This window comes from Micromonospora sp. WMMD714 (genome assembly GCF_029581315.1).
GTDB lineage: Bacteria > Actinomycetota > Actinomycetes > Mycobacteriales > Micromonosporaceae > Micromonospora > Micromonospora rifamycinica.
In genome coordinates, this window is sequence record NZ_CP120744.1 from 455,010 (window position 1) to 474,809 (window position 19,800).

Below are 19,800 nucleotides of genomic sequence, written 5' to 3' on the forward strand. Positions count from 1 at the left end.
CCCGTCCCGCTGGCCGACCGGTCACATCGTCGCGGTGACCTTCTTCAGGCCGCGTGGGGCGTCCGGGTCCTCGCCCCGGGCCAGCGCCAGGGCCAGCGCGAGGCGCTGCAGGGGCAGGATGTCCAGCAGCGGGGCGTACCGCTCGTCGACCTCGGGCACCGCCATCCGGGTGGCCCCCTCGACCTCGGCCGAGCCGACCACCACCACGTCGGCCCGCCGCTCGCCGAGTCGGGGCAGCACCTCGCCCATGGACCGGCCGCCGGGGCCGGAGCCGACCACGGCCAGCACCGGAACGTCCGGGTCGGTCATCGCCAGCGGACCGTGCAGCAGGTCGGCGCCGGAGAAGGCGAGCGCCGGCAGGTAGGAGGTCTCCATCAGCTTCAGCGCCGCCTCCCGGGCGGTCGGGTAGGCGTACCCCCGGCCGGTGGTGACGAGCTGACCGGCGAACCGGTAGCGCGGGGCGAGCTGGGTCGGGGTGGGGTCGGCGAGGGTCCGCTCGGCCAGCTCGGGCAGGCGCTCCAGGGCGGCCCGCTGGTCGGCCGGCAGCACGCCGTCGCCGGCCCGGATCCCCTCCACCAGCAGCAGCAGGGCGAGCAGCTCGGCGGTGTACGTCTTGGTCGCGGCGACCGCCCGCTCGTGCCCGGCGGCGATGTCCACGCTCAGCTCGGCGGCCCGGGCCAGCGGCGAGTCGGGGGCGTTGGTGACCGCCAGGGTGAGCGCCCCGGCCTCGCGGGCGGTGCGCAGCACCTCGGTGAGGTCGGGTGAGCCGCCGCTCTGGCTGACCCCGACCACCAGCGCCCCGGACAGGTCGGGGCGGGCGCCGTAGACGGTGACCGCGCTGGGCGAGGCGAGGCCGGCGGGCAGCCCGAGCCGGATCTCGGTGAGGTACGCCCCGTAGAGGGCGGCGTGGTCCGAGGTGCCCCGGGCGGTGAACACCACGTGCCGGGGGCGGCGGCGCGCGACGGCCGCCGCGACCCGGGCGATCTCCCCGGCGTGCCCGGCGGAGAGCAGGCGGGCGTAACCGGCCGGCTGCTCGTCGATGTCGGCGGCCATCCCGGCCCCTGGCTGTGTCACGGGGACTCCTCTCGCTGCGCGATCGACGCGCAATTCATGTTCATTCTTGCACGATCCAGTCGCCCTTACCATCCATGTGAGCAGTAACGCGCAGAAGATCCACACATGTTGCCGGCATCCCCTACGCTTGCCCAGCCCTGGCAACCCCCTGCGAGCGAGAGGCCGACGTGTCGGAGGAGCCACCCGCGCTGACCGCGGCGGAGGAACTCGCCCTCGCCCGGCTCGCCCTCGACGAGGGCGACCTGACCCACGCCGCCGACCACCTCGCCGCCGCGCTGGTGCTGGCACCGACCCTGCCCGACACGCACGAGACGCTCACCCGGATCGCCGCCGCCTCCGGCGGGGACCTCGACCTCTTCCCGCTCGGCCAGCGCGCACACGTCGGGGCCGTGGTCGCCCGCGCCCACCTGCTCGCCGCCGCCGGCCGCCCGGCCGAAGGGCTCGACCTGCTGGTCGCCGCCACCGGTCACGCGCCCGGCGTCGACTGGGCCGCAGTGCCCTGGGTGACCGATCCCGAGCTCGCCGGCCGGCTCGATCCGGACCGGTGCGCCCGGATCCTGATGCAGGTCTGCGCCGCCGCGCCGGACCCGGTGCCCCGGATCGGGCGGGCGCCGCTACAGCCCTACCTCACCCTCGCCCGGCACGCGGTCGCCGCGTACCCCCGGCACGCCCTCCTGCTCGGCGCGGCGTCCGCGCTGGCCCGGCGGCTCGGCGAGGTCACCCTGGCGGTCACCTGGGCCAGCCGGGGGGTACGCCTCGCGCCGTCCAAGCTCGGCGAGGTCTGGCTCGGGTACGCGTACCGCAGCGCCGGCCGGACCCGGGAGGCCCTGGCCGCGCTGGAACGGGCCGTCGGGCACGACCCCGACGACCTCGCCGTCTACGCGGACATCGCCGGCACCCTGGCCGACCACGGCCGGCTCGACCAGGCCCTCGACTGGATCGACCGGGCGCTGGCCCGCGACCCGACCTTCGACTGCGCGGTGCACACCGCGCACCGGCTGCGCTTCCTGCGCGACGGCGACGTCGACCACCTGGTCGCCCTGGCCGACTTCACCCGGGACCACCCCGACGACAGCCACGAGCACACCGACCTCGCCGAATCCTGCCGAAGCCGACCCTGGCTGGGGCAGGTCACCCCGGCCACCGGCGCGATGGTCGACGCGCTGCGCCGGGCGCTCGCCGCCGACGGCCTCCCCGACGCGGCGGTCCACCTCGACACGCTGGAGCCGCCGAGCGCGATGCGGACCGTCACCGCCGCCGTGCCCGGCCTCTACGTCGAGGTGACCGGGGTCGCCGACCCGGATCCGCGGGAGCCGCGCCGGGCCACCGAGTGCCGGCTCTGGCGCTACGACGGCACCACCGCCGCGCCGACCCTGCCGACCCCGTCCACCGCCGCCGCCGATCGGGTACGCCAGCTCGCCCACCCGGCGTGGCCACACCCGCCGGCCGCGTACGACGCGGCGGTCGGGCTGGCCACCCTGGAGCTGGCCGACCTGCTGGGCCTGCTGGTGCACCCGCCCGAGGCGCCGCCCACCGCGCTGGGCCGGGTGCTCACCGGCCAGGATCCGTCGCTCTGGGTGCGCTGCGTGCAGGTCTGGGCCTGCCTCGGCCTGCTGCACCACCGCACCGACGAGGCGTGGGCCAGCTCGACCCGCCGCCGGGTGCTGGTCGAACTGATCTGGGGCGTCGAGGACTGGATCACCGAGGCGGCGCTGTTCGCGCTGGTCACCGCCGCCTGGGTGGACCCGGAGGTACGCGCCGACGTGGCCGGGCTGGTGGCCGAGCGCCTCGCCGACGTGGCGGCCGTCGCGCAGGGCCGGCCGGTGCCGATCGCCGTCTCCCTGGCCCACCTGGCGCTGGCCACCCCGGCCGTGGATCCGACCACCACCGCGCTGGCCCACCGGCTGCTCGTCGCCCCGGCCCGGACCGGCCGACCCGGTCGGCTGGCCCGCGCCTGGCGTCGCCTCACCGCCGTGCTGCGCCGTCGCCGCGCCGCATGATCCGCTCTCGGGAGGCGAGGTAGCGGTTTCCGCCGCGCCGGAACGCCGCCACCTCGGCCCAGGCGAGTCGATCATGGAGTGGGTGGGGTCGGGAACGGCGCGCGGCCGGTCCACCCCCGGCTGGGAGCGGACCGGCCGCGACGGACGGGTCGGTGGGGTGGGTCGGTCAGACCGGGGCCTTACCGAGGGCGACCTCGGCCTGCTCCTCGGGCGTGGCGTCCGCCGCCGGGACGTCGTTCGCCGTACGGAGCGGGATCTCCCTGATGAACCAGGCGAGCACCGGCACCGCGATCGTGATGATCATCGCCCAGAAGAAGACGTGTGAGATGGCGTCGGAGAGGCCACCGAGCACCGCCGCGCGGGCCTGCGCCGGCAGCTCCCCGAGCTTCTCCAGATCCAGCCCCCGGCCCTCGCCGGTGCCGCCACCGAAGGCGCCGCCGGCGGTCGAGCCGGCGAGCCGGTTGGCGAAGATGGCGCCGAACAGCGAGATGCCGAACGAGCCACCGATCGACCGGAAGAAGGTGGCCGCGCCACTGGCCGCGCCGAGGTCCTTCTGCTCCACGCTGTTCTGCGCGATCAGCATCGAGGTCTGCATCAGGAAACCCATGCCGGCCCCGAGGACCAGCATGTACAGCGACGTCTCGACCTTGCCGGTGTCGACCTCCAGCCGGGACAGCAGCGCCATCCCGGCGGCCATCAGCACGCCGCCGGCGATCGGGTACATCCGGTAGCGACCGGTCTTGGTGATGGCCCGGCCGACCACCAGGGAGACCACCAGCATCCCGAACATCAGCGGGAGCAGGAGCAGGCCGCTGTTGGTGGCCGACGCTCCCTGCACGGTCTGCTGGTAGAGCGGCAGGAAGTTCATCGCGCCGAACATCGCGAAGCCGAGCAGGAAGGCGATCGCCGAGATCAGCGTGAAGTTGCGGTTGGCGAACAGGCCCAGCGGCAGGATCGGCTCGACGACCCGCCGCTCGACCAGGCCGAAGACGATCAGGCTGACCACCGCCAGCACGGCGAGCCCGAGGATCTGCGGGGAGGTCCAGTCGTACTCGTTGCCGCCCCAGGTGGTGACCAGCACGATGGCGGTGATGCCGACGGAGAGCAAGGCCGCACCCAGCCAGTCGATCTTGTGCTCGGTCCGGTACTTCGGCAGGTGCATGGTGGTGGCCAGGATCAGCAGCGCCAGGCCGCCGAGCGGCAGGTTGACGTAGAACGCCCAGCGCCAGGAGAGGTTGTCGGTGATGAAGCCACCGACCAGCGGGCCGGCCACCATGGCGACCGCCATGATCCCGGCGATCATGCCCTGGTAACGCCCCCGCTCCCGGGGTGGCACCAGGTCGCCGATGATCGCCATCACGCCGACCATCAGGCCACCCGCGCCGAGGCCCTGGAGGGCGCGGAACGCGATCAGCTCGACCATCCCGTTGCCGGTGCCGCCCAGCAGCTCCGAACCGGACATCCCGCAGAGCATCGACCCGATCAGGAAGATGACCACCGAGGTCAGGAAGACCGCCTTGCGGCCGTACAGGTCGCCCAGCTTGCCCCAGATCGGGGTGGAGACCGTGGTGCCCAGCACGTACGCGGTGACCACCCAGGTGAAGTGGTTGACGCCGCCGAACTCGCTGACGATCCGCGGCAGCGCCGTGCTGACGATCATGTTGTCGAGCATCGCGAGCATCATCGCGATCATCAGACCGAACAGCACCACCCTGATGTTGGGTTTCGCCGTCGCCTGAGTTTCCTGAGTCATGGGTAAGCTCCCCCGGAGATCTGTCGCACTTACTTGCCGCCCGGCTAGTCACCTTACTAGCCGCACGGTAAGTTGGGCAGCAGTGGCCCGTCAAGTGAGTTGGGTGGTGCAGGTGAGTCAGAGCACAGGCGGCACACGGGAGCGCATCCAGGCCGTCGCACTGGAGCTCTTCACCGAGCAGGGCTACGAGAAGACCTCGCTGCGGGAGATCGCCGAACGGCTCGGCGTGACCAAGGCCGCCCTCTACTACCACTTCAAGAGCAAAGAGGAGATCGTCAACAGCTACGTCGAGGACCGGCTGCACCGGATGGACGAGCTGATCGACTGGGCGCACGGGCAACCGGCCACCCGGGCCACCCGACGTGCCCTGGTCAGCCAGTACGCCGACACGATGTTCGCCGCCGGGCAGCCCCCGGTGATGCGCTTCTTCGAGCAGAACCAGACGGTGCTCAAGAGCCTCACCGCCGGCCAGCAGATGCGGGAACGGATGTACCGGCTGGCCGACGCCATCTGCCTCGGCGACGACTCGCCCCGCGCCCAGATCCGGGCCGCCCTGCTCCTGTTCGCCGTGCACAGCAGCTGGTTCGCCGTCCGGAATCCGGACATCTCCGACGACGAACGCAAGGCGATCGCCCTTGAGGTGGCCGACGAGCTGCTGGCCGGCTTCGACGACTAGACCGGCACCGGCCGGCGCGCCCCGGCCCGCCGGTCAGGCCGACCCGCCGGTCAGGTCGTAGCGCAGGGCGAGCAGGTCGACGCCCGGCAGCGGCGACCAGTCCCGGGCCGGGGTGCGGACGAAGCCGAGCCCCGCGTACAACCGGTGGGCGGCCTCGGCGAGCCCGCTGCGGACGCAGATGACCACCGCCGAGCAGCCCTGTGCGGCGGCCCGGGACAGGCAGGCCCGGACCAGCGCCACACCCGCACCCCGCCCCTGGGCGGCCGGGTCCACCGCCAGCATCCGGAACTCCGCCTCGCCCGGCGCGGACAACTCCGCGTACGGGCTGCCGGGCAGCACGAAGGTGACCGAGCCGAGCACCACCCCGGTCGCCCGGTCGACGGCGACCAGGACCTCGCCCTCCGCCGCCCGGGTCGCCACGTCGGCCAGCGTCACCCCGTAGCCGTTCTCGCCCTTGAGCTGGCCGTCGGCCTCGTACGCGGCGACGGTCAGCCGGGCCACCGCCGCGAACTCGGCCGGCACCGCCCGCCGGACCAGCAACCCGGCCGACCGGTCGCCGGGGATCAACCGATCACCGCGATCAGGTCACCGTCCTGCACCACGTCGCCCTCGTTGACCGCGAGCTGCTCGACCACGCCGTCGGACTCGGCGAGGACCGGGATCTCCATCTTCATCGACTCCAGGATCACCAGCGTGTCCCCCTCCGACACGCTGTCCCCGGTCGACGCCACGACCTTCCACACGTTGGCCACCATCTCGGCGCGGATCTCCTCGGCCATCACGGCCCTCCCTCTCCACCGGGTGTGTCTGCGTCGGTATCCAATCACGTGCCGGCCCCGCACGGGCAGGGAGCGCGACAGCGGAGTGCGGCCCCGGGCGCGGTGAGCGCGGCACCGGATCCACCGGTGTCCGCGCACCGACCGGGGTACCGTCGCCGCCCCGGCGCGGTGGCAGGGGGCGGTCGCACTAGCATCATCGGGTCGGACCCCGACGCCGGGCGGACCGGCGGCGGCACCGGTGCCGAGGGTCGCCGCGGCAGGGGTCGGACCGATCACGAGGAGGTCAGCATGGCGAAGAAGGCCCGCAAGAAGAAGGCCCGCAAGAAGAGCAGCGCGAACCACGGCAAGCGCCCCAACTCCTGAGTCTCCCGACGGGCATCCGTCGCGACACCAGGTCCGGCCCGGAGCCGGACAGGCCGGTGGCCCGGGTCGAACCGACCCGGGCCACCGTCGTCACGTGTCCTACTCGGCGAGCTCGCGCGACTCGCTGGCCTCGAAGACCACCAGCTCGGTGAGGCGCACCCGCAGCCGCTCCCGCAGCTGGTCGGGGGCGGTCTCGTTGCCGCAGCACCGCGCCACCAACGCCCGCACCTCCTGCTCGATGCCGTACTCCCGCAGGCACGGCCCGCACTCGTCCAGGTGGTAGCGGATCAGCGAGCGCCGCTCCTCGGCACACTCCAGGTCCAGGTAGAGGTAGACCTCGGCGAGCACTTCCCGGCAGTCCGTCTCGTGCGGCTTCCCACAGCTCACGTCACACCTCCCGGCTGGCAGCGGCGGTGGAGCCCTTCGCGGGCTGGGCGGCGCTGAACCCGCGCTCGGCGGCGTACCGCTCAAGCAGCTTGCGCAGATTACGACGTCCGCGGTGCAGCCGCGACATCACGGTGCCGATCGGCGTGCCCATGATGTCGGCGACCTCCTTGTACGAGAAGCCCTCGACGTCGGTGAGGTAGACCGCCAGGCGGAACTCCTCCGGCAACTGCTGGAGCGCGTCCTTGACGTCGCTGTCCGGCAGCCGGTCCAGCGCCTCGGTCTCCGCCGACCGCAACCCGCTGGAGGTGTGCGACTCGGCCTCGGCGAGCTGCCAGTCGGTGATCTCCTCGGTGGGCGCCTGGATGGGCTGGCGCTGCCGCTTGCGGTAGGAGTTGATGTAGGTGTTGGTCAGGATCCGGTAGAGCCAGGCCTTCAGGTTCGTGCCCTGCTCGAACTGGTGGAAGGCGGCGTACGCCTTCAGGTACGTCTCCTGGACCAGATCCTCGGCGTCGGCCGGGTTCCGCGTCATCCGCAGCCCGGCAGCGTAGAGCTGATCGACGAAGGGCATTGCGTCCCGCTCGAAGCGGGCCCTGCGCTCGTCCGTCTTCTCGGTGGTCAACCGCACATCCCCTCGCGTCGGATGCTGTCCCGCCGAGGATACGCGGACGAACCGGTCCGCAGCTTCGGTTCCGCCGGGTGTGCCGGTGCTCACCGCCGCGGCGCCGTCCCCCACCGCCGGCCAGTCCGGGCCGTCCAGTAGCCGTCTGAGCCGCCGCGCGCCCCGCTCGTCACGCTCCCGGCTCCGTGTCTCGGTCGGCACCGGTCACACCCCCCTCGCCAGATTGCTCGTCCGGGAGTCGTAACGCCCGTCCGTGGGCCGGGCATTCCACCGGCCCCCGCTCCTGGTCCCGGCCCGACCGGTCGGCTACCGGGGAGCTGGGACCAGGAAGGGCCTGGGAGGGACGGTCCCGACCCCCCGAACCGGAAGGCCGACACCATCGGATGCAACGACGGCTCCGCCGGGGCGGAAACGGGTGGCCAGCGCGCCAGCCGACCCCTGGCGCAGCACCGGCCGACCCTGGCTTAGCGCTGGCCGACCCTGGCCCAGCGCTGGCCGCGGCCGCCCGGCGTGCGGAGGCCGGCCGGCCCGCCCAGGGGTCGGAACCGGTCAGCGCGCCCACCGGCGGGCGCGCAGCCAGGCGAGCACCGCGCCGGCCACCCCGCTCGGATCCTGGCGCAGGTCGTGACGTTCGCCACGGCGGACCACCACCTCGACCGGGCCACCGGCGGTGGGCACCCCGAACGGATCCCGGTCGCCGTTGACGACCAGCGTCGGCAGCCCGGTGGCCAACTCGTCGGCCCGGGACCGCTCCGGGCGGCCGGGCGGGTGCAGCGGGAAGGCCAGCGCGACCACCCCGACCGCGCCCACCGTACGTGCCGTCCGGCAGGCCACCCGGGCACCGCTGGACCGCCCACCGACCAGCAGCGGTACGTCCGGATGCCGGTTGCGCAGCACGGTCAGGACCGCCGTCCACGCCTCGTCCAGGTGCGGCGCGGGGGCCGGCGCCCGGCGACCGGCCACCCGGTAGGGCTGGGTCATCCGGGCCACCAGCACCCCGGCGGCGCAGGCGGTGTCCCGCAGGGCCAGCAGGTCGGGCGCGTCCACCGACCCGCCCGCCCCGTGACCGAGCACGAGCAGGGACACCGGTGGCCCCACCGGCAGGTCGGTGTCGATCCGGGCCGGGCCACGGGGGGTGTCGAACTGCGCGAGGTGCGGCACCCGGTCATTCTGCGCCGTCCCCGGCGCAGCGCTCAGCTCAACGGCACCAGGGTGAGCAGGCGGTCCCTTACCGGTGGACCGGCGGCGTCGGCGGCGTCGGGGTCGGACTCGACCTCGCCGCGCCAGGCGACCAGCATCGCCCGGCGCTCGCGGGGCGTGGTGCCGCCCCACACCCCGTGGGTGTCGCCCACCTCCAGTGCCCAGGCCAGGCAGGATCCCTGGACGTCACAGCTTCGGCACAGCTCGACCGCCGCGTCGGCCGGTTCGTTGGGTGCCGGAAAGAACGTCTCCGGATCCACGCTCTGGCAGGTTCCCCTGGTACGCCAGGCTTCGTCGGAACGGCGGTCCCGCAGTGCCCGCAGCAGTCGCGGATCTCGTCGTGCGGCGGCCACCTCGTGTGGTCGGGGCATACGCGCCCGGGTCATGACACCCACCTCCCCCGTGGGACCGGCAAGATCGACCGGCGTCGTTCGCACCGCGCGAAGACGCTCTCAGTGCCAGCGCTGTGTTCTATCGCACTGTCGGCTACCGGGACAAGAGGTGTGCCGGAAAGATGACGAAAGGTCCGAGCGACTTTTCATCTACAACTCGGCTAATTCGTACGCGCCAATGTCACCTATTGCGATCAGAACAGGGCGCTCTCCCCGTGGGAGCGTTCCCGGTCCACCGCCACCCGCTCGGTCAGCCCGGGACCGTCGTTACGGACGTCGCCCACCGCCCGACCGACCGGCCGGATCTCCAGCCCGGCCAGCCACCCCGGCGACGGGGGGACGAGCAGCGCCGCCGGATCGTCGGCCGGCGCCAGCCAGTCCGCCCACCGGTCGGCGGGCAGCAGCAGCGGCATCCGGTCGTGCACCTCGGCCAGCTCGCCCACCGCCGCCGTGGTGAGCACGCTGAAGGTCAGCGACTCCCGGCCCGACCAGATACCGGCCAGCGCCAGCACCGACCCGTCGCGCGGGGTCATGAAGTACGGCTGCTTGCCACCGTCGCGCCGGCGCACCCACTCGTACCAGCCGTCGGCCGGGACCAGGCAGCGGCGGCGGGCGAACGGCACGGCGTACGCCCGGCTGGTGGCGACCGTCTCGACCCGCGCGTTGATCATGCGGGCGGCTCCGGCGGCGGACGTCGCCCAGTGCGGCACCAGCCCCCAGCGGCCCACCGAGAGCACCCGCCCCCGGTCCGGGTCGACCCGGACCACCGGCACCGGGTCGGTCGGCGCGACGTTGTGGTCGGGCCGGAGCCCGCCGTCGGTGTCGTCCGACGCCTCGAAGACGGCGCTCAGGTCCCCGGCGCTCCGGGTCGTCGCGTACCTGCCGCACATGGCGCCCACGGTAACCCGCCGCGCCACCGGCGGCTGTCCCGACAGCCGGGAGTCGACCGACGGCCGACCCGACGCCCCCGCCGGGTTGGCAGAATGTGACCGTGGGAAACCTGACCGCCACCCGTGCGCAACAGCCCTGGACCGCACCGACCGCCAGCGACCCGGTGACGGCGACGCTCCGCCTGCCCGGCTCCAAGTCGATGACCGCCCGCGCCCTGGTGCTCAGCGCGCTGGCCGGCGGCCCGTCGACGCTGCACGGGCCGCTGCGTGCCCGGGACACCGAGTTGATGGCGGGCGGGCTGCGCGCGATGGGCGCGCACGTGTCGGTCTCCGACGACGAGCGCTGGCTGGTCCGGCCGCACCGGCTGGTCGGCCCGGCCCACGTCGACGTGGGGCTCGCCGGCACGGTGATGCGGTTCGTCCCGCCGGTCGCCGGCCTCACCGAGGGCCGGGTCACCTTCGACGGCGACCCGCAGGCCCGGGTCCGGCCGCTCGGCCCGCTGATCGGCGCGCTGCGTTCCCTCGGCGTCCGGATCGACACGCCGGCCACCGGCAGCCTGCCCCTGGTGGTGCAGGGCGGCGGCCGGGTCACCGGCGGCGAGGTGGTGATCGACGCCTCCGCCTCCAGTCAGCTCGTCTCCGGCCTGCTGCTCGCCGGGGCACGCTTCGACCGGGGCGTGGTGGTCCGGCACGAGGGGCCGCCGGTGCCGTCCGCACCGCACCTGCGGATGACGGTGCAGATGCTGCGGGCCGCCGGGGCGGCCGTCGACGACAGCGTTCCCGACCTCTGGGTGGTCGAGCCGGGACCGCTCGCCGGCCGCAGCTGGGAGATCGAGCCCGACCTCTCCGGCGCGGTGCCGTTCTTCGCCGCCGCCCTGCTCACCGGCGGTGAGGTGACGTTGCAGGGGTGGCCGCACAGCAGCGTCCAGCCGATCGAGCAGCTCCGCTCCCTGCTGCACCGGATGGGCGGCGAGGTGACCATGACCACCGCCGGGCTGACCGTCCGCGGCACCGGCACCGTGCACGGCCTGTCCGCCGACCTGTCCGACGTCAGCGAGCTGACCCCGGTGCTGACCGCCCTGGCCCTGCTGGCCGACTCGCCGTCCACCTTCACCGGGGTCGGGCACATCCGGGGGCACGAGACCGACCGGCTGGCCGCCCTGGCCAGTGGGTTCACCGCCCTCGGGGCCGACCTCACCGAGACCGCCGACGGGCTGGAGATCCGGCCCCGGCCCCTGCGCGGGGGTGCCTTCCGCACCTACGCCGACCACCGGATGGCGCACGCCGCCGCGGTCGCCGGGCTCGTCGTCGGCGGCATCGAGGTGGACGACGTGGCGTGCACCTCGAAGACCATGCCGGAGTTCCCGGCACTATGGTCGGCGATGGTGACCGGCGAGAGCTGACGCGGAGGGGGCAGGTCCTGACGACCAAACGACGGGAGTACGACGAGGACGACGTACGGATCCGGCCCGGCCGGTCCTCGCGTCCGCGTACCCGGACCCGCCCCCGGCACGACGACGCGGTGGACGGGTTCGTGATCGCCGTCGACCGGGGCCGGTACACCTGCGTGCTCCCGGACACCCCCGACGACGGCGCGGTCACCGCCATGCGGGCGCGCGAGCTGGGCCGCAAGTCGGTGGTGGTCGGCGACCGGGTGAGCCTGGTCGGCGACGTGTCCGGCGCGGACGGAGCGCTGGCCCGGATCGTCCGGATCGTCGAACGGCGCTCGGCGCTGCGGCGCACCGCCGACGACGACGAGAACACCGCCGAGGGGCGGCACGAACGGGTGGTGGTGGCCAACGCCGACCAGCTCGTGATCGTCAGTGCGCTGGCCGACCCGCCGCCCCGGACCGGATTCATCGACCGCTGCCTGGTCGCCGCGTACGACGCCGGTATCGAGCCGCTGCTCTGCCTGACCAAGGCCGACCTGGCCGGCCCGGACCAGGTGGTCGGCTACTACGCCGAGCTGGAGCTGCCGTACGTGCTGGTCCGGCCGGACTCCGACCTGGACGCGCTGCGCACCCTGCTCGCCGGCCGGGTGTCGGTGCTGGTGGGACACTCCGGGGTCGGCAAGTCGACGCTGGTCAACCGGCTGGTGCCGGACGCGCTGCGGGCGGTCGGCGTGGTCAGCGCGATCGGCCGGGGCCGGCACACCTCGACCAGCGCGGTGGCGTTGCGGCTGCCCCGGACCCCGGACGCCGACGGCGACCCCGGCTGGATCGTGGACACCCCAGGGGTCCGCAGCTTCGGGCTGGCCCACGTCTCGGCCGAGAGCCTGCTGCACGGCTTCCCCGATCTGGTGGAGGGGACGGTGGACTGCCCACCGAACTGCCCGCACACCCCGGACGAGGCGGACTGCGCGCTGGACGCGTGGGTGGCCACCGGCAAGGCGGACCAGCGCCGGCTGGCCTCGTACCGTCGGCTGCTGGCCTCCCGGTCCGGCGACGGCGACCCCCGCGAGCCCGAGCGCAACCCCGGCGACCCCCTCGCCGGCTCCTGACCCCGCCCCCGCCCCCTTCCCCGCACCCCCACCCCCCGCACGTAGTCGACCCACCCCGGTGATCAAGAGGTTCGCGTCACCCCACCGGCCACCCGATGCCCCAAACCTCTTGATCACCGGACCCACCAGCCGGGCAGACGGGCGAGACCACGTTGGCGGTCGGTGATCAAGAGGTTTGGGGTGGGGGCGCGCTTGCCCGTGACTTGAACCTCTTGATCACCGGGGAGGGGCGGAGACAGGAGGGGCGGAGGGGCGGAGTGGCGGGAGAGGGGCGAGAGGTGGGGGTGGGCGGCAAAGACGGGGGTGGGAGGGGAGGGGCGGGGGTGTGGGAGGGGTGGGGGGTTAGGGTTTCGGGGTGACGGGGTATGCGGCGGACATCGATCTTGCTCATCGGCTCGCGGATGCTGCCGACGCCATCTCCATGGCCCGGTTCCGGGCGCTGGATCTGCGGGTGACCGCCAAACCGGACCTCACTCCCGTCTCCGACGCGGACACCTCGGTGGAGCGGGCGATCCGGGCGTTGCTGGCCACCCACCGGCCCGGCGACGGGCTGCTCGGCGAGGAGTACGGCGAACAGCCGGCGACCGGCCCGGACGACCGGCGCTGGGTGATCGACCCCATCGACGGCACCAAGAACTTCGTCCGGGGGGTACCCGTCTGGGCGACCCTGATCGCCCTGCTGGAAGGGGACCGGCCGGTGGCCGGCCTGGTCTCCGCCCCCGCCCTGGGCCGGCGCTGGTGGGGCGCCTCCGGCATGGGCGCGTACGCCGGCCCGGACGCCTCCTCCGGCGAGCCGATCCGGGTCTCCGGGGTGGGCGACCTCGCCGACGCCAGCCTCTGCTACTCCTCGCTGACCGGCTGGGAGGCGGCCGGCCGGCTGGACGCGGTGCTCCAGTTGATGCGAGACACCTGGCGCAGCCGCGCGTACGGCGACTTCTACGGCTACATGTTGCTGGCCGAGGGGGCACTGGACGTGATGGTGGAGCCGGAACTCTCGCTCTGGGACGTCGCCGCGTTGGTGCCGATCGTCACCGCCGCCGGGGGTACCGTGACCACCCGCGAGGGGGTTCCCGCCCCTGGTGGGACGGCATCCGGTGAGATCAGCGCGATCGCCACCAACGGGCTGCTGCACACCGACGTCCTGTCCCGGCTGGGTCGGCCAACCGCGCGCTGAACCCACGCAACCCCTTATCCTCGCCAGGTGGTGTCCTCCGGTTGGTGCTTCCTCGCGGCGATGATCGTCGCGTACGGCTTCGCCAACATGCTCCAGTCGGTCGCCGCCGCCCGGACGACGGTGCACCACACCTTCGACCCGGGTCTGCTGCTGCGGCTGGCCGGGCACCGGACGTACCTGGTCGGGCTGCTCTGCCAGGTCATCGGCTTCGTGCTGGCCTTCCTGGCCCGCCGGGACCTGCCGTTGTTCCTGGTCCAGGCGAGCGTGGCGGCCGGGCTGGGGGTGACCGCGCTGCTCGGGGTGGTGGTGCTCAAGTGGCGGCTGCCCGCCGCCGAGGTGGCGCTGCTGGTGCTGCTCTTCGCCGGAATCACCGCGCTGGTGCTCTCCGCTCAACCGGCCCCCTCCAAGGGGCTCGGCACCGCCGGCCTGATCGCCCTGACGGCGGCCCTCGGCGGGATCGGGCTGCTCGGCTTCTTCGCGGTACGGCTGCACGGGGCACCCGGTTCGGTGGCCCTCGGCTCACTGGCCGGATTGGCGTTCTCCGCCGCCGCGGTGGCCGCCCGACCGCTCGCCTCCGCCCCGTCGGCCGAGGCGTTCGTCCGTGATCCGCTGCTCTACCTGCTGATCGTCCACTCGCTGGTGGGTCAGCTGCTGCTCGGCCTGGCGATGCAGCGCGGTTCGACCACGGCGGCCGTCGCCGCGATGGACGCCGCCGGGGCGGTGCCCGCCGCGATCGTCGGGCTGCTCCTGCTGGACGACAAGATCTGGCCGGGCCGGGAATGGCTGGCCGCCGTCGGCTTCCTGATCACCCTCGCCTCGGTGATCGGGCTCACCCGGTACGCCGCGCCCCAGCACCACCACCAGGCGGTGACCCGGGCGCCGGAACGCGTCATGGTGGGTGTCGTCCCCGCACCCGACCGACCGGCGCACCTGACCGGCCCTCGCACCGCCGCAGCCAACCGCCAGTCGTAGGCCGGCCCCGCGCCCAGCGGCCACCCCGCCCGGCCGAACACCGTAGGCCGGGCACCGCAGGCCGCAGGCCCGCACTCCGCAGGCCGGGCAGCGCAGGCCAGGCGGACCGCTCAGACGCCGACCGGGCCGGCGGTCGTCCCCTCGACCGGGGTGTCGGTGTCGACCGGCACCGTGTCGGGCACCTCGACGGGCACCTCGGCCGGGGCACGCCGGCCCACCACCCGCTCGTAGAGCCGCTCCAGCGCACCCGCCGTCCGTTCCCAGGTGTAGCTGCACCGGACCCGGTCGACCGCCGCGTGCCCGTACGCGAACCGTCCGGCGTTGTCGGCGAGCAGCCGCCGCAGCGTCATCCCGAGCGTCCGGATGTCGCCCGGCGGGACCAGCCGGCCGGTGACCTCGTCGACCACCGCGTCGGCGATCCCGCCCATGGCGTAGCCGACCACCGGTATCCCGCAGGCCATCGCCTCCAGGGAGACCCGACCGGCGGACGCGTAGTGCGGGGTGCAGGCCACCACGTCGGCGGAGCGGTACCAGGTCGCCAACTGGTCGTGCGGCACAGCACCGACCAGGGTGACCTGGTCGCCGACCCCGGCGCGCTCGGCCAGCTCCCGCAGCCGCCGGGCCTCGGCGTGGGTGGCCAACTGGTCCGGTGGCGGTCCACCGGCGATCACCAGCTCCGCGTCGCCGACCAGCCGCATCGCCCGGATCAGGTCGTCCTGGCCGTGCCCGGCGGAGAGCCCGCCGACGGAGAGGATCCGGGCCCGCTGGTCCCGGGGGGCCGCCTCGCCGTCGGGGTGGAACCGCTCGATGTCCACCCCGGTCGGCACCATCGTCACCGAGGCGCGTCGCAGCCCCATCCGGGTCAGCTCGTCGACCTCGTCGCTGCACTGGGCGACGGCCATGTCCACCGCCCGGGTGAGCGCCCGTTCCAGCGGTATCCGCTCACCGGGGCCGTCGTACTCCCGGCCGAGGTGGCGTCGTTGCTCGATGCCGAGCGAGTGGAAGGTCTGCACCACCGGGATGTCCGTCTCGCGGACCGCGTGCGCGGCGGCCAGGCCACCGACCCAGTAGTGCCCGTGCACCACCTCCGGCGTCCACTCCCCGACCCAGCGGTCGGCCAGCCAGCGGCCGAACTCGGAGACGTACCCGACCAGCTCGGCGGTGCCGGCGGGCCGGGCCGGGCCGACGGGCACCCGTTCCACCCGGTAGCCGTCGATCTCCGCGCTCGCCGGCAGGGCCGGGTCGTCGCGGCGCTCGTACACCCGGACGTCGTGGCCACGCACGGCCAGTTCCCCGGCGACCCGCGCGACGTGCTCGTGGGTGCCGACGGGTGGTCCTTCCGCGGGCCGGGACGGCCCGGCGTGCGCGCAGACGAGGCCGACGCGCATGGTGCACCTCCATGCGATCTGCGAGGGATGGTCCGGTCAGAGCGTCCCATTAACCTCGGGCCTACGCGCCGAAACCTCGCAGATCGGAACCGGTCAGCGCTGGTCGGGCCGGGTGTGGGCGGTGACGCTCCACCGCGATCCGTGGTCCCGCCCCGGTATGACCCGGCCCGCTCGGGGGTACCGGGCAGAGATGCCGATGACCCGCATCCCCGCCGGGGCCGCCACGGTGGCCGGCGGGACCGACACCACGACGGCGTACCCCCTCGCCCGGCCCGGCGTCGCCCGGTGCCCCACGGCCGTCCGCCCGCGGCCGCGACGAAGGGAACGACGGTGAGCGTCGCTGACCGGCCGCCGGCCCGGCCCGGCTCCGCCGCGACGGTCCGCCCGGCCGGGGCGGGCTGCCGGGTGGTGGCCGACGACTCCTCGGCGCTGGTCCGGCTCAGCGGGGAGCTGACCCCGACGGATCTCGACGGGGTGCGCGCCGCGCTGCTCGCCCGCCTCGTCGACCGGCCCGGTCCGATCGTGGTCGACCTGGCCGGGCTGCGGGGCGCTGGACCGACCATCGGCCGGCTGTTGGCCGGGGTACGGCGGGAGGTGGTCGACTGGCCCGCCGCCGAGCTGCTGGTGGTCGACCCGGCCGGGGCGGTCACCGGGGTGGCCGCCGGTGACCTGGCGGTCTTCCGCACCGCGGACGAGGCGCTGGCCGCGTTGGCCCGCAAGCCGATGGCGGCGGTGCTGACCGAGGAGTTCACGCCGACGGTCGGGGCGGCACGACGGGCCCGGCAACTGGTCACCGAAGGCTGCGACCGGTGGGGGGTGCCGGAGCTGACCGAGCCGGCCTGCATCGCGGTCACCGAGCTGGTCAACAACGTGGTGGCGCACGCCGGCACCCCGATGACGCTGCGGCTGGCCCCGGCGGACGGCGCCCTGCACCTGGCCGTCCGGGACTACTGCCCGCGGCGGCCCCGGTACGCCGGGCCGGCACCGCTCACCTCGACCGGCGGCCGGGGCCTGGTGCTGATCGACACGGTGGCGCGGCGCTGGGGCAGCACCCCGCTCCCGGACGGCAAGGTGATCTGGTGTGTGCTGCACGCCGAGGACGAGTCACCCTGGTACCGCGACTGATTTCGGTGCCTTCGTCCCGATCCGGGAGGCTGGACCCGGTTACCCGGGCCGTGGCAGTGGGTAGTGCTCTGCCATGCGCGACGACGAGTTCCCGACCCCCGTGTCCGACCCCGAGGCGCTCGGCCTGCCCGACACCGCCGACGACGACTCCACCGCCCACGACGACGTCCTGACCGGCCGCGAGGCGGACGGTCCGGACCCGGCGCAGCTGCCCGGCGACCGTACCCCGGTGGCGGTCGACGACTTCGGCACCACCGCCGAGGAGCAGCTCGACGGGGAGTCGCTGGACTACAAGCTCGACCGCGAGCAGTACGAGCGGCGGGCCGACGACCCGCTGGCCGGACCGGTCGACCCGGACATCGCCGCCGAGGCGGAGAACGAGGAGGCCGCCGCCCAGGCCCAGCTCGACGCCGACGTGCTGGACCCGGGGCCGACCTCGGACCCGAACTCCCCGGTCTCGATCTACGACCACGGTCAGCTCGGCACGGTCGCCGACGCGCAGGTGGGCCGCCTGGTCGAACCGGACGAGGGCGCCCGCACCGACCAGGAGACCGACAGCATCGCGTACGACGCGGGCGCGGCCGGCGGCGGCGCGAGCGCCGAGGAGCTGGCCATCCACGAGACCCGCCCGCCCGGGGCGCACTGACCCCACCCCGGCCGCCCGAGGCGCACCGACCTCAGCCGTCGAGGCCCTGCTCGATCGCGTAGCGGGTCAGCTCGACCCGGTTGTGCAGCTGGAGCTTGCCCAGCGTGTTCTGCACGTGGTTCTGCACGGTGCGGTGGGACAACCCGAGCCGGCCGGCGATCTGCTTGTAGGACAGCCCCTTGGCCACCAGCCGCAGCACCTCGGTCTCCCGTTCGGTGAGCCGGGGTGCCGTGCCGGCCCCGCCGTCGCCGGGGCCGCCGGCCGGGGGGCCGGCGGCGAGCCGCCGGTACTCGCCCAGCACCAGACCGGCCAGGCCGGGGGTGAACACCGGCTCCCCGGCGGCGGTCCGGCGCACCGCGTCCAGGAACTCCGCCGGGGCCGCCGACTTCAGCAGGTAGCCGGTGGCCCCGGCCTTCACCGCGTCCAGCACGCCCTGCTGCTCGCCGCTGGCCGACAGCATCAGCACCCGCACCCGGGGCAGCGCGGCCCGCAGTCCGTGGATCACCGCCACCCCGGAGACGTCCGGCAACTGGAGGTCGAGCACCACCAGGTCGGGCCGGGCCGCGGCGGCCACCCGGACCGCCTGGCGGCCCTCACCGCTGGTCGCCACCACCAGATGCCCGGCCTCGGTGAGGTCGCGGGCCACCCCCTCCCGCCACATCGGGTGGTCGTCGACCACCATCACCCGTACCCCGGTCGTCGGTTCCCCGCTCATCGGCCCCTCCTCGGCACCACCAGCTCGATCTCGGTGCCCTCCCCCGGCGCCGAGACGATCCGGGCCTCGCCGCCCAGGTCGGTCATCCGACCCCGGATGGCCTGGGCCACCCCCAACCGGCCCTGCCGGGCCGCCTCGACCAGCCGACCGGCCGGAATACCCGGACCGGCGTCGCGCACCGACACGGTCACCGCCTCCCCCTCGTCCTCGACCAGCACCCAGGCCCGCCCGTCGGCGTGCCGCCGCACGTTGTCCAGCGCCGCCGCCGTCGCGGCGGCCACCTCCCGGGCCACCGGCAGGGGCAGCGGCACCGGAGTGGCCGGCGCGGAGACCTGCACCTCCGTCGAGGCGTAGCCGGCGAGCAGGGAGCGCAGGTCCAGCTCGCCGACCGGGTCGGCGGCGGAGGCCGGTGGCACCCCGGAGATCAACGCGCGCAACGCGGCCTCCTGCTGGCCGGCGAGCCGGGCCAGCTCACCGGCCTCGCCGTCCAGGTGTGCGCCGCGCCGCTGGACCAGCGCCAGCACCTGGAGCACCGAGTCGTGGATGTCCCGGGCCAGCCGCTCCCGTTCCCGGGTGGCCGCCTCCAGCTCCACCGCCCGCTGCAACCGGTCCTCGGTGCTCGCCGCCAACCGGGCCACGTGCCCCACCACCGCCCCGGCGAGCAGCAGCAGGATCACCCCGGTCAGCGAGGACGGGGCGAACCGGCCCCGGGTGACCAGGTCGGTGCCGCCGACCAACAGGGCGGCCACCGTGCCGCGTCGCCGCCCGCCGGAGACCGCCCAGGCCAGCACCGGCCCGGCCAGCCAGGCCACGGCCAGGGCCGGCACCCCGGCCGCCAGCGCGGGGCGGCCCACCACCCACGGGGTGACGGCCAGGATCAGCAGCACCACGCCGAGGTCGGCCGAGAGCAGCGGCCAGCCCCGGTTCGCCGGCCGGGCGTAGCCGACCGCGGTCACCCCGGACCAGGCCAGCATCACCAGCAGCACACCCCCGGCGGCGATCGGGTGGGCGTACCGGTCGGCGTCCCGCAGCACCAGCAGGCCGACGTAGACCAGCGAGGCGAAGCGGAAGACCGCGACGGAGCGCCAGAGCGGGACCTCGAAACCACCCGGCGGGGACGATGGCATGGCCGTCACGATGCCACAAC

General features: G+C 74.5%; 20 protein-coding genes and 1 pseudogene. 9 read left to right on the forward strand and 12 right to left on the reverse strand.

Annotation, left to right across the window (positions count from 1 at the left end):
• Positions 1-21: 21 nt before the first annotated feature.
• A complete protein-coding gene (locus O7625_RS02030; protein ID WP_282346778.1) occupies positions 22-1,053 on the reverse strand; it encodes an SIS domain-containing protein in 1,032 nt (343 codons plus the stop codon).
• Positions 1,054-1,241: 188 nt separating this feature from the next.
• Here O7625_RS02030 and O7625_RS02035 point away from each other — a divergent pair, with 188 nt between their 5' ends.
• The gene (locus O7625_RS02035) at positions 1,242-3,074 is read left to right on the forward strand and encodes a tetratricopeptide repeat protein (protein ID WP_282343888.1); all 1,833 of its coding nucleotides are present in this window, start codon (positions 1,242-1,244) and stop codon (positions 3,072-3,074) included.
• A 166-nt stretch (positions 3,075-3,240) separates the two neighbouring features.
• On the opposite strand, the gene O7625_RS02040 is transcribed toward O7625_RS02035, so the two are convergent.
• The gene (locus tag O7625_RS02040; RefSeq protein ID WP_282343890.1) at positions 3,241-4,827 is read right to left on the reverse strand and encodes an MDR family MFS transporter; all 1,587 of its coding nucleotides are present in this window, start codon (positions 4,825-4,827) and stop codon (positions 3,241-3,243) included.
• 106 nt (positions 4,828-4,933) lie between these two features.
• Here O7625_RS02040 and O7625_RS02045 point away from each other — a divergent pair.
• Positions 4,934-5,583 (forward strand): annotated as a pseudogene (locus O7625_RS02045) (TetR/AcrR family transcriptional regulator); the annotation flags it as partial.
• On the opposite strand, the gene O7625_RS02050 reads toward O7625_RS02045, so the two are convergent.
• Positions 5,537-6,067: a GNAT family N-acetyltransferase gene (locus O7625_RS02050; RefSeq protein ID WP_282346779.1), complete on the reverse strand. Its 531-nt coding sequence runs from the start codon at positions 6,065-6,067 to the stop codon at positions 5,537-5,539. The pseudogene O7625_RS02045 and the gene O7625_RS02050 overlap by 47 nt on opposite strands.
• Positions 6,067-6,282 carry a biotin/lipoyl-binding carrier protein gene (locus O7625_RS02055; protein WP_067312089.1) on the reverse strand — a complete coding sequence of 72 codons (216 nt, stop codon included), beginning with the start codon at positions 6,280-6,282 and terminating at the stop codon, positions 6,067-6,069. Before O7625_RS02055 ends, O7625_RS02050 begins: the two co-directional genes overlap by 1 nt.
• Before the next feature lie 126 nt (positions 6,283-6,408).
• On the opposite strand from O7625_RS02055, the gene O7625_RS02060 reads away from it, so the two are divergent.
• On the forward strand, positions 6,409-6,645 hold the full coding sequence (locus O7625_RS02060) for a hypothetical protein (protein ID WP_157517588.1): 237 nt from the start codon (positions 6,409-6,411) through the stop codon (positions 6,643-6,645).
• 99 nt (positions 6,646-6,744) lie between these two features.
• Here the strand turns inward: O7625_RS02060 and rsrA are convergent, their stop codons facing one another.
• The 5 genes from rsrA to O7625_RS02085 form a co-directional block, all read right to left on the reverse strand.
• Positions 6,745-7,032 (reverse strand): mycothiol system anti-sigma-R factor, encoded by a 288-nt coding sequence (rsrA, locus tag O7625_RS02065; protein ID WP_067312082.1) that lies wholly within the window; start codon positions 7,030-7,032, stop codon positions 6,745-6,747.
• A 1-nt stretch (position 7,033) separates the two neighbouring features.
• Positions 7,034-7,852 carry a sigma-70 family RNA polymerase sigma factor gene (locus O7625_RS02070; RefSeq protein WP_089004164.1) on the reverse strand — a complete coding sequence of 273 codons (819 nt, stop codon included), beginning with the start codon at positions 7,850-7,852 and terminating at the stop codon, positions 7,034-7,036.
• A gap of 348 nt (positions 7,853-8,200) precedes the next feature.
• A complete protein-coding gene (locus O7625_RS02075) occupies positions 8,201-8,812 on the reverse strand; it encodes an alpha/beta family hydrolase (RefSeq protein WP_282343894.1) in 612 nt (203 codons plus the stop codon).
• A 32-nt stretch (positions 8,813-8,844) separates the two neighbouring features.
• On the reverse strand, positions 8,845-9,237 hold the full coding sequence (locus tag O7625_RS02080; protein ID WP_067312072.1) for a WhiB family transcriptional regulator: 393 nt from the start codon (positions 9,235-9,237) through the stop codon (positions 8,845-8,847).
• Between the two features lie 200 nt (positions 9,238-9,437).
• Complete coding sequence (locus O7625_RS02085; RefSeq protein WP_067312068.1) at positions 9,438-10,133, reverse strand: SOS response-associated peptidase; 696 nt, start codon at positions 10,131-10,133, stop codon at positions 9,438-9,440.
• Positions 10,134-10,234: 101 nt separating this feature from the next.
• Here O7625_RS02085 and aroA point away from each other — a divergent pair, with 101 nt between their 5' ends.
• From aroA to O7625_RS02105, 4 genes are all read left to right on the forward strand, one after another.
• Complete coding sequence (gene aroA / locus O7625_RS02090) at positions 10,235-11,536, forward strand: 3-phosphoshikimate 1-carboxyvinyltransferase (protein ID WP_282343897.1); 1,302 nt, start codon at positions 10,235-10,237, stop codon at positions 11,534-11,536.
• A complete protein-coding gene (rsgA, locus tag O7625_RS02095; RefSeq protein ID WP_282343899.1) occupies positions 11,506-12,633 on the forward strand; it encodes a ribosome small subunit-dependent GTPase A in 1,128 nt (375 codons plus the stop codon). The genes aroA and rsgA overlap by 31 nt, the downstream gene beginning before the upstream one ends.
• A gap of 355 nt (positions 12,634-12,988) precedes the next feature.
• Positions 12,989-13,807 carry a histidinol-phosphatase gene (gene hisN, locus O7625_RS02100; RefSeq protein WP_282343901.1) on the forward strand — a complete coding sequence of 273 codons (819 nt, stop codon included), beginning with the start codon at positions 12,989-12,991 and terminating at the stop codon, positions 13,805-13,807.
• A 60-nt stretch (positions 13,808-13,867) separates the two neighbouring features.
• Positions 13,868-14,779, forward strand: coding sequence for a hypothetical protein (locus O7625_RS02105; protein WP_282346780.1), 912 nt, complete (start codon positions 13,868-13,870; stop codon positions 14,777-14,779).
• Positions 14,780-14,889: 110 nt separating this feature from the next.
• On the opposite strand, the gene O7625_RS02110 is transcribed toward O7625_RS02105, so the two are convergent.
• Positions 14,890-16,167, reverse strand: a complete 1,278-nt coding sequence (locus tag O7625_RS02110; RefSeq protein ID WP_282343903.1) for a glycosyltransferase — start codon at positions 16,165-16,167, stop codon at positions 14,890-14,892.
• A gap of 330 nt (positions 16,168-16,497) precedes the next feature.
• On the opposite strand from O7625_RS02110, the gene O7625_RS02115 reads away from it, so the two are divergent.
• Both O7625_RS02115 and O7625_RS02120 read left to right on the forward strand, forming a co-directional pair.
• Positions 16,498-17,292 carry an ATP-binding protein gene (locus O7625_RS02115; protein WP_282343905.1) on the forward strand — a complete coding sequence of 265 codons (795 nt, stop codon included), beginning with the start codon at positions 16,498-16,500 and terminating at the stop codon, positions 17,290-17,292.
• Positions 17,293-17,365: 73 nt separating this feature from the next.
• Positions 17,366-17,938, forward strand: coding sequence for a DUF5709 domain-containing protein (locus O7625_RS02120; protein ID WP_067315111.1), 573 nt, complete (start codon positions 17,366-17,368; stop codon positions 17,936-17,938).
• Between the two features lie 31 nt (positions 17,939-17,969).
• Here O7625_RS02120 and O7625_RS02125 read toward each other — a convergent pair whose 3' ends face one another.
• Both O7625_RS02125 and O7625_RS02130 read right to left on the reverse strand, forming a co-directional pair.
• A complete protein-coding gene (locus tag O7625_RS02125; RefSeq protein ID WP_282343907.1) occupies positions 17,970-18,653 on the reverse strand; it encodes a response regulator transcription factor in 684 nt (227 codons plus the stop codon).
• Positions 18,650-19,780, reverse strand: a complete 1,131-nt coding sequence (locus tag O7625_RS02130; RefSeq protein ID WP_282343909.1) for a DUF5931 domain-containing protein — start codon at positions 19,778-19,780, stop codon at positions 18,650-18,652. Before O7625_RS02130 ends, O7625_RS02125 begins: the two co-directional genes overlap by 4 nt.
• Positions 19,781-19,800 lie beyond the last annotated feature (20 nt).

What these genes read in the sequence shown, in the direction of transcription:
- O7625_RS02085 (WP_067312068.1), bottom strand. Translation starts at nt 10,133, where the DNA reads ATGTGCGGCAGGTACGCGACGACCCGGAGCGCCGGGGACCTGAGCGCC.
- O7625_RS02080 (WP_067312072.1), bottom strand. Translation starts at nt 9,237, where the DNA reads ATGACCCGGGCGCGTATGCCCCGACCACACGAGGTGGCCGCCGCACGA.
- O7625_RS02040 (WP_282343890.1), bottom strand. Translation starts at nt 4,827, where the DNA reads ATGACTCAGGAAACTCAGGCGACGGCGAAACCCAACATCAGGGTGGTG.
- O7625_RS02125 (WP_282343907.1), bottom strand. Translation starts at nt 18,653, where the DNA reads ATGAGCGGGGAACCGACGACCGGGGTACGGGTGATGGTGGTCGACGAC.
- O7625_RS02055 (WP_067312089.1), bottom strand. Translation starts at nt 6,282, where the DNA reads ATGGCCGAGGAGATCCGCGCCGAGATGGTGGCCAACGTGTGGAAGGTC.
- O7625_RS02130 (WP_282343909.1), bottom strand. Translation starts at nt 19,780, where the DNA reads ATGCCATCGTCCCCGCCGGGTGGTTTCGAGGTCCCGCTCTGGCGCTCC.
- O7625_RS02120 (WP_067315111.1), top strand. Translation starts at nt 17,366, where the DNA reads ATGCGCGACGACGAGTTCCCGACCCCCGTGTCCGACCCCGAGGCGCTC.
- O7625_RS02105 (WP_282346780.1), top strand. Translation starts at nt 13,868, where the DNA reads ATGATCGTCGCGTACGGCTTCGCCAACATGCTCCAGTCGGTCGCCGCC.
- O7625_RS02110 (WP_282343903.1), bottom strand. Translation starts at nt 16,167, where the DNA reads ATGCGCGTCGGCCTCGTCTGCGCGCACGCCGGGCCGTCCCGGCCCGCG.
- rsgA (WP_282343899.1), top strand. Translation starts at nt 11,506, where the DNA reads ATGGTCGGCGATGGTGACCGGCGAGAGCTGACGCGGAGGGGGCAGGTC.
- O7625_RS02030 (WP_282346778.1), bottom strand. Translation starts at nt 1,053, where the DNA reads ATGGCCGCCGACATCGACGAGCAGCCGGCCGGTTACGCCCGCCTGCTC.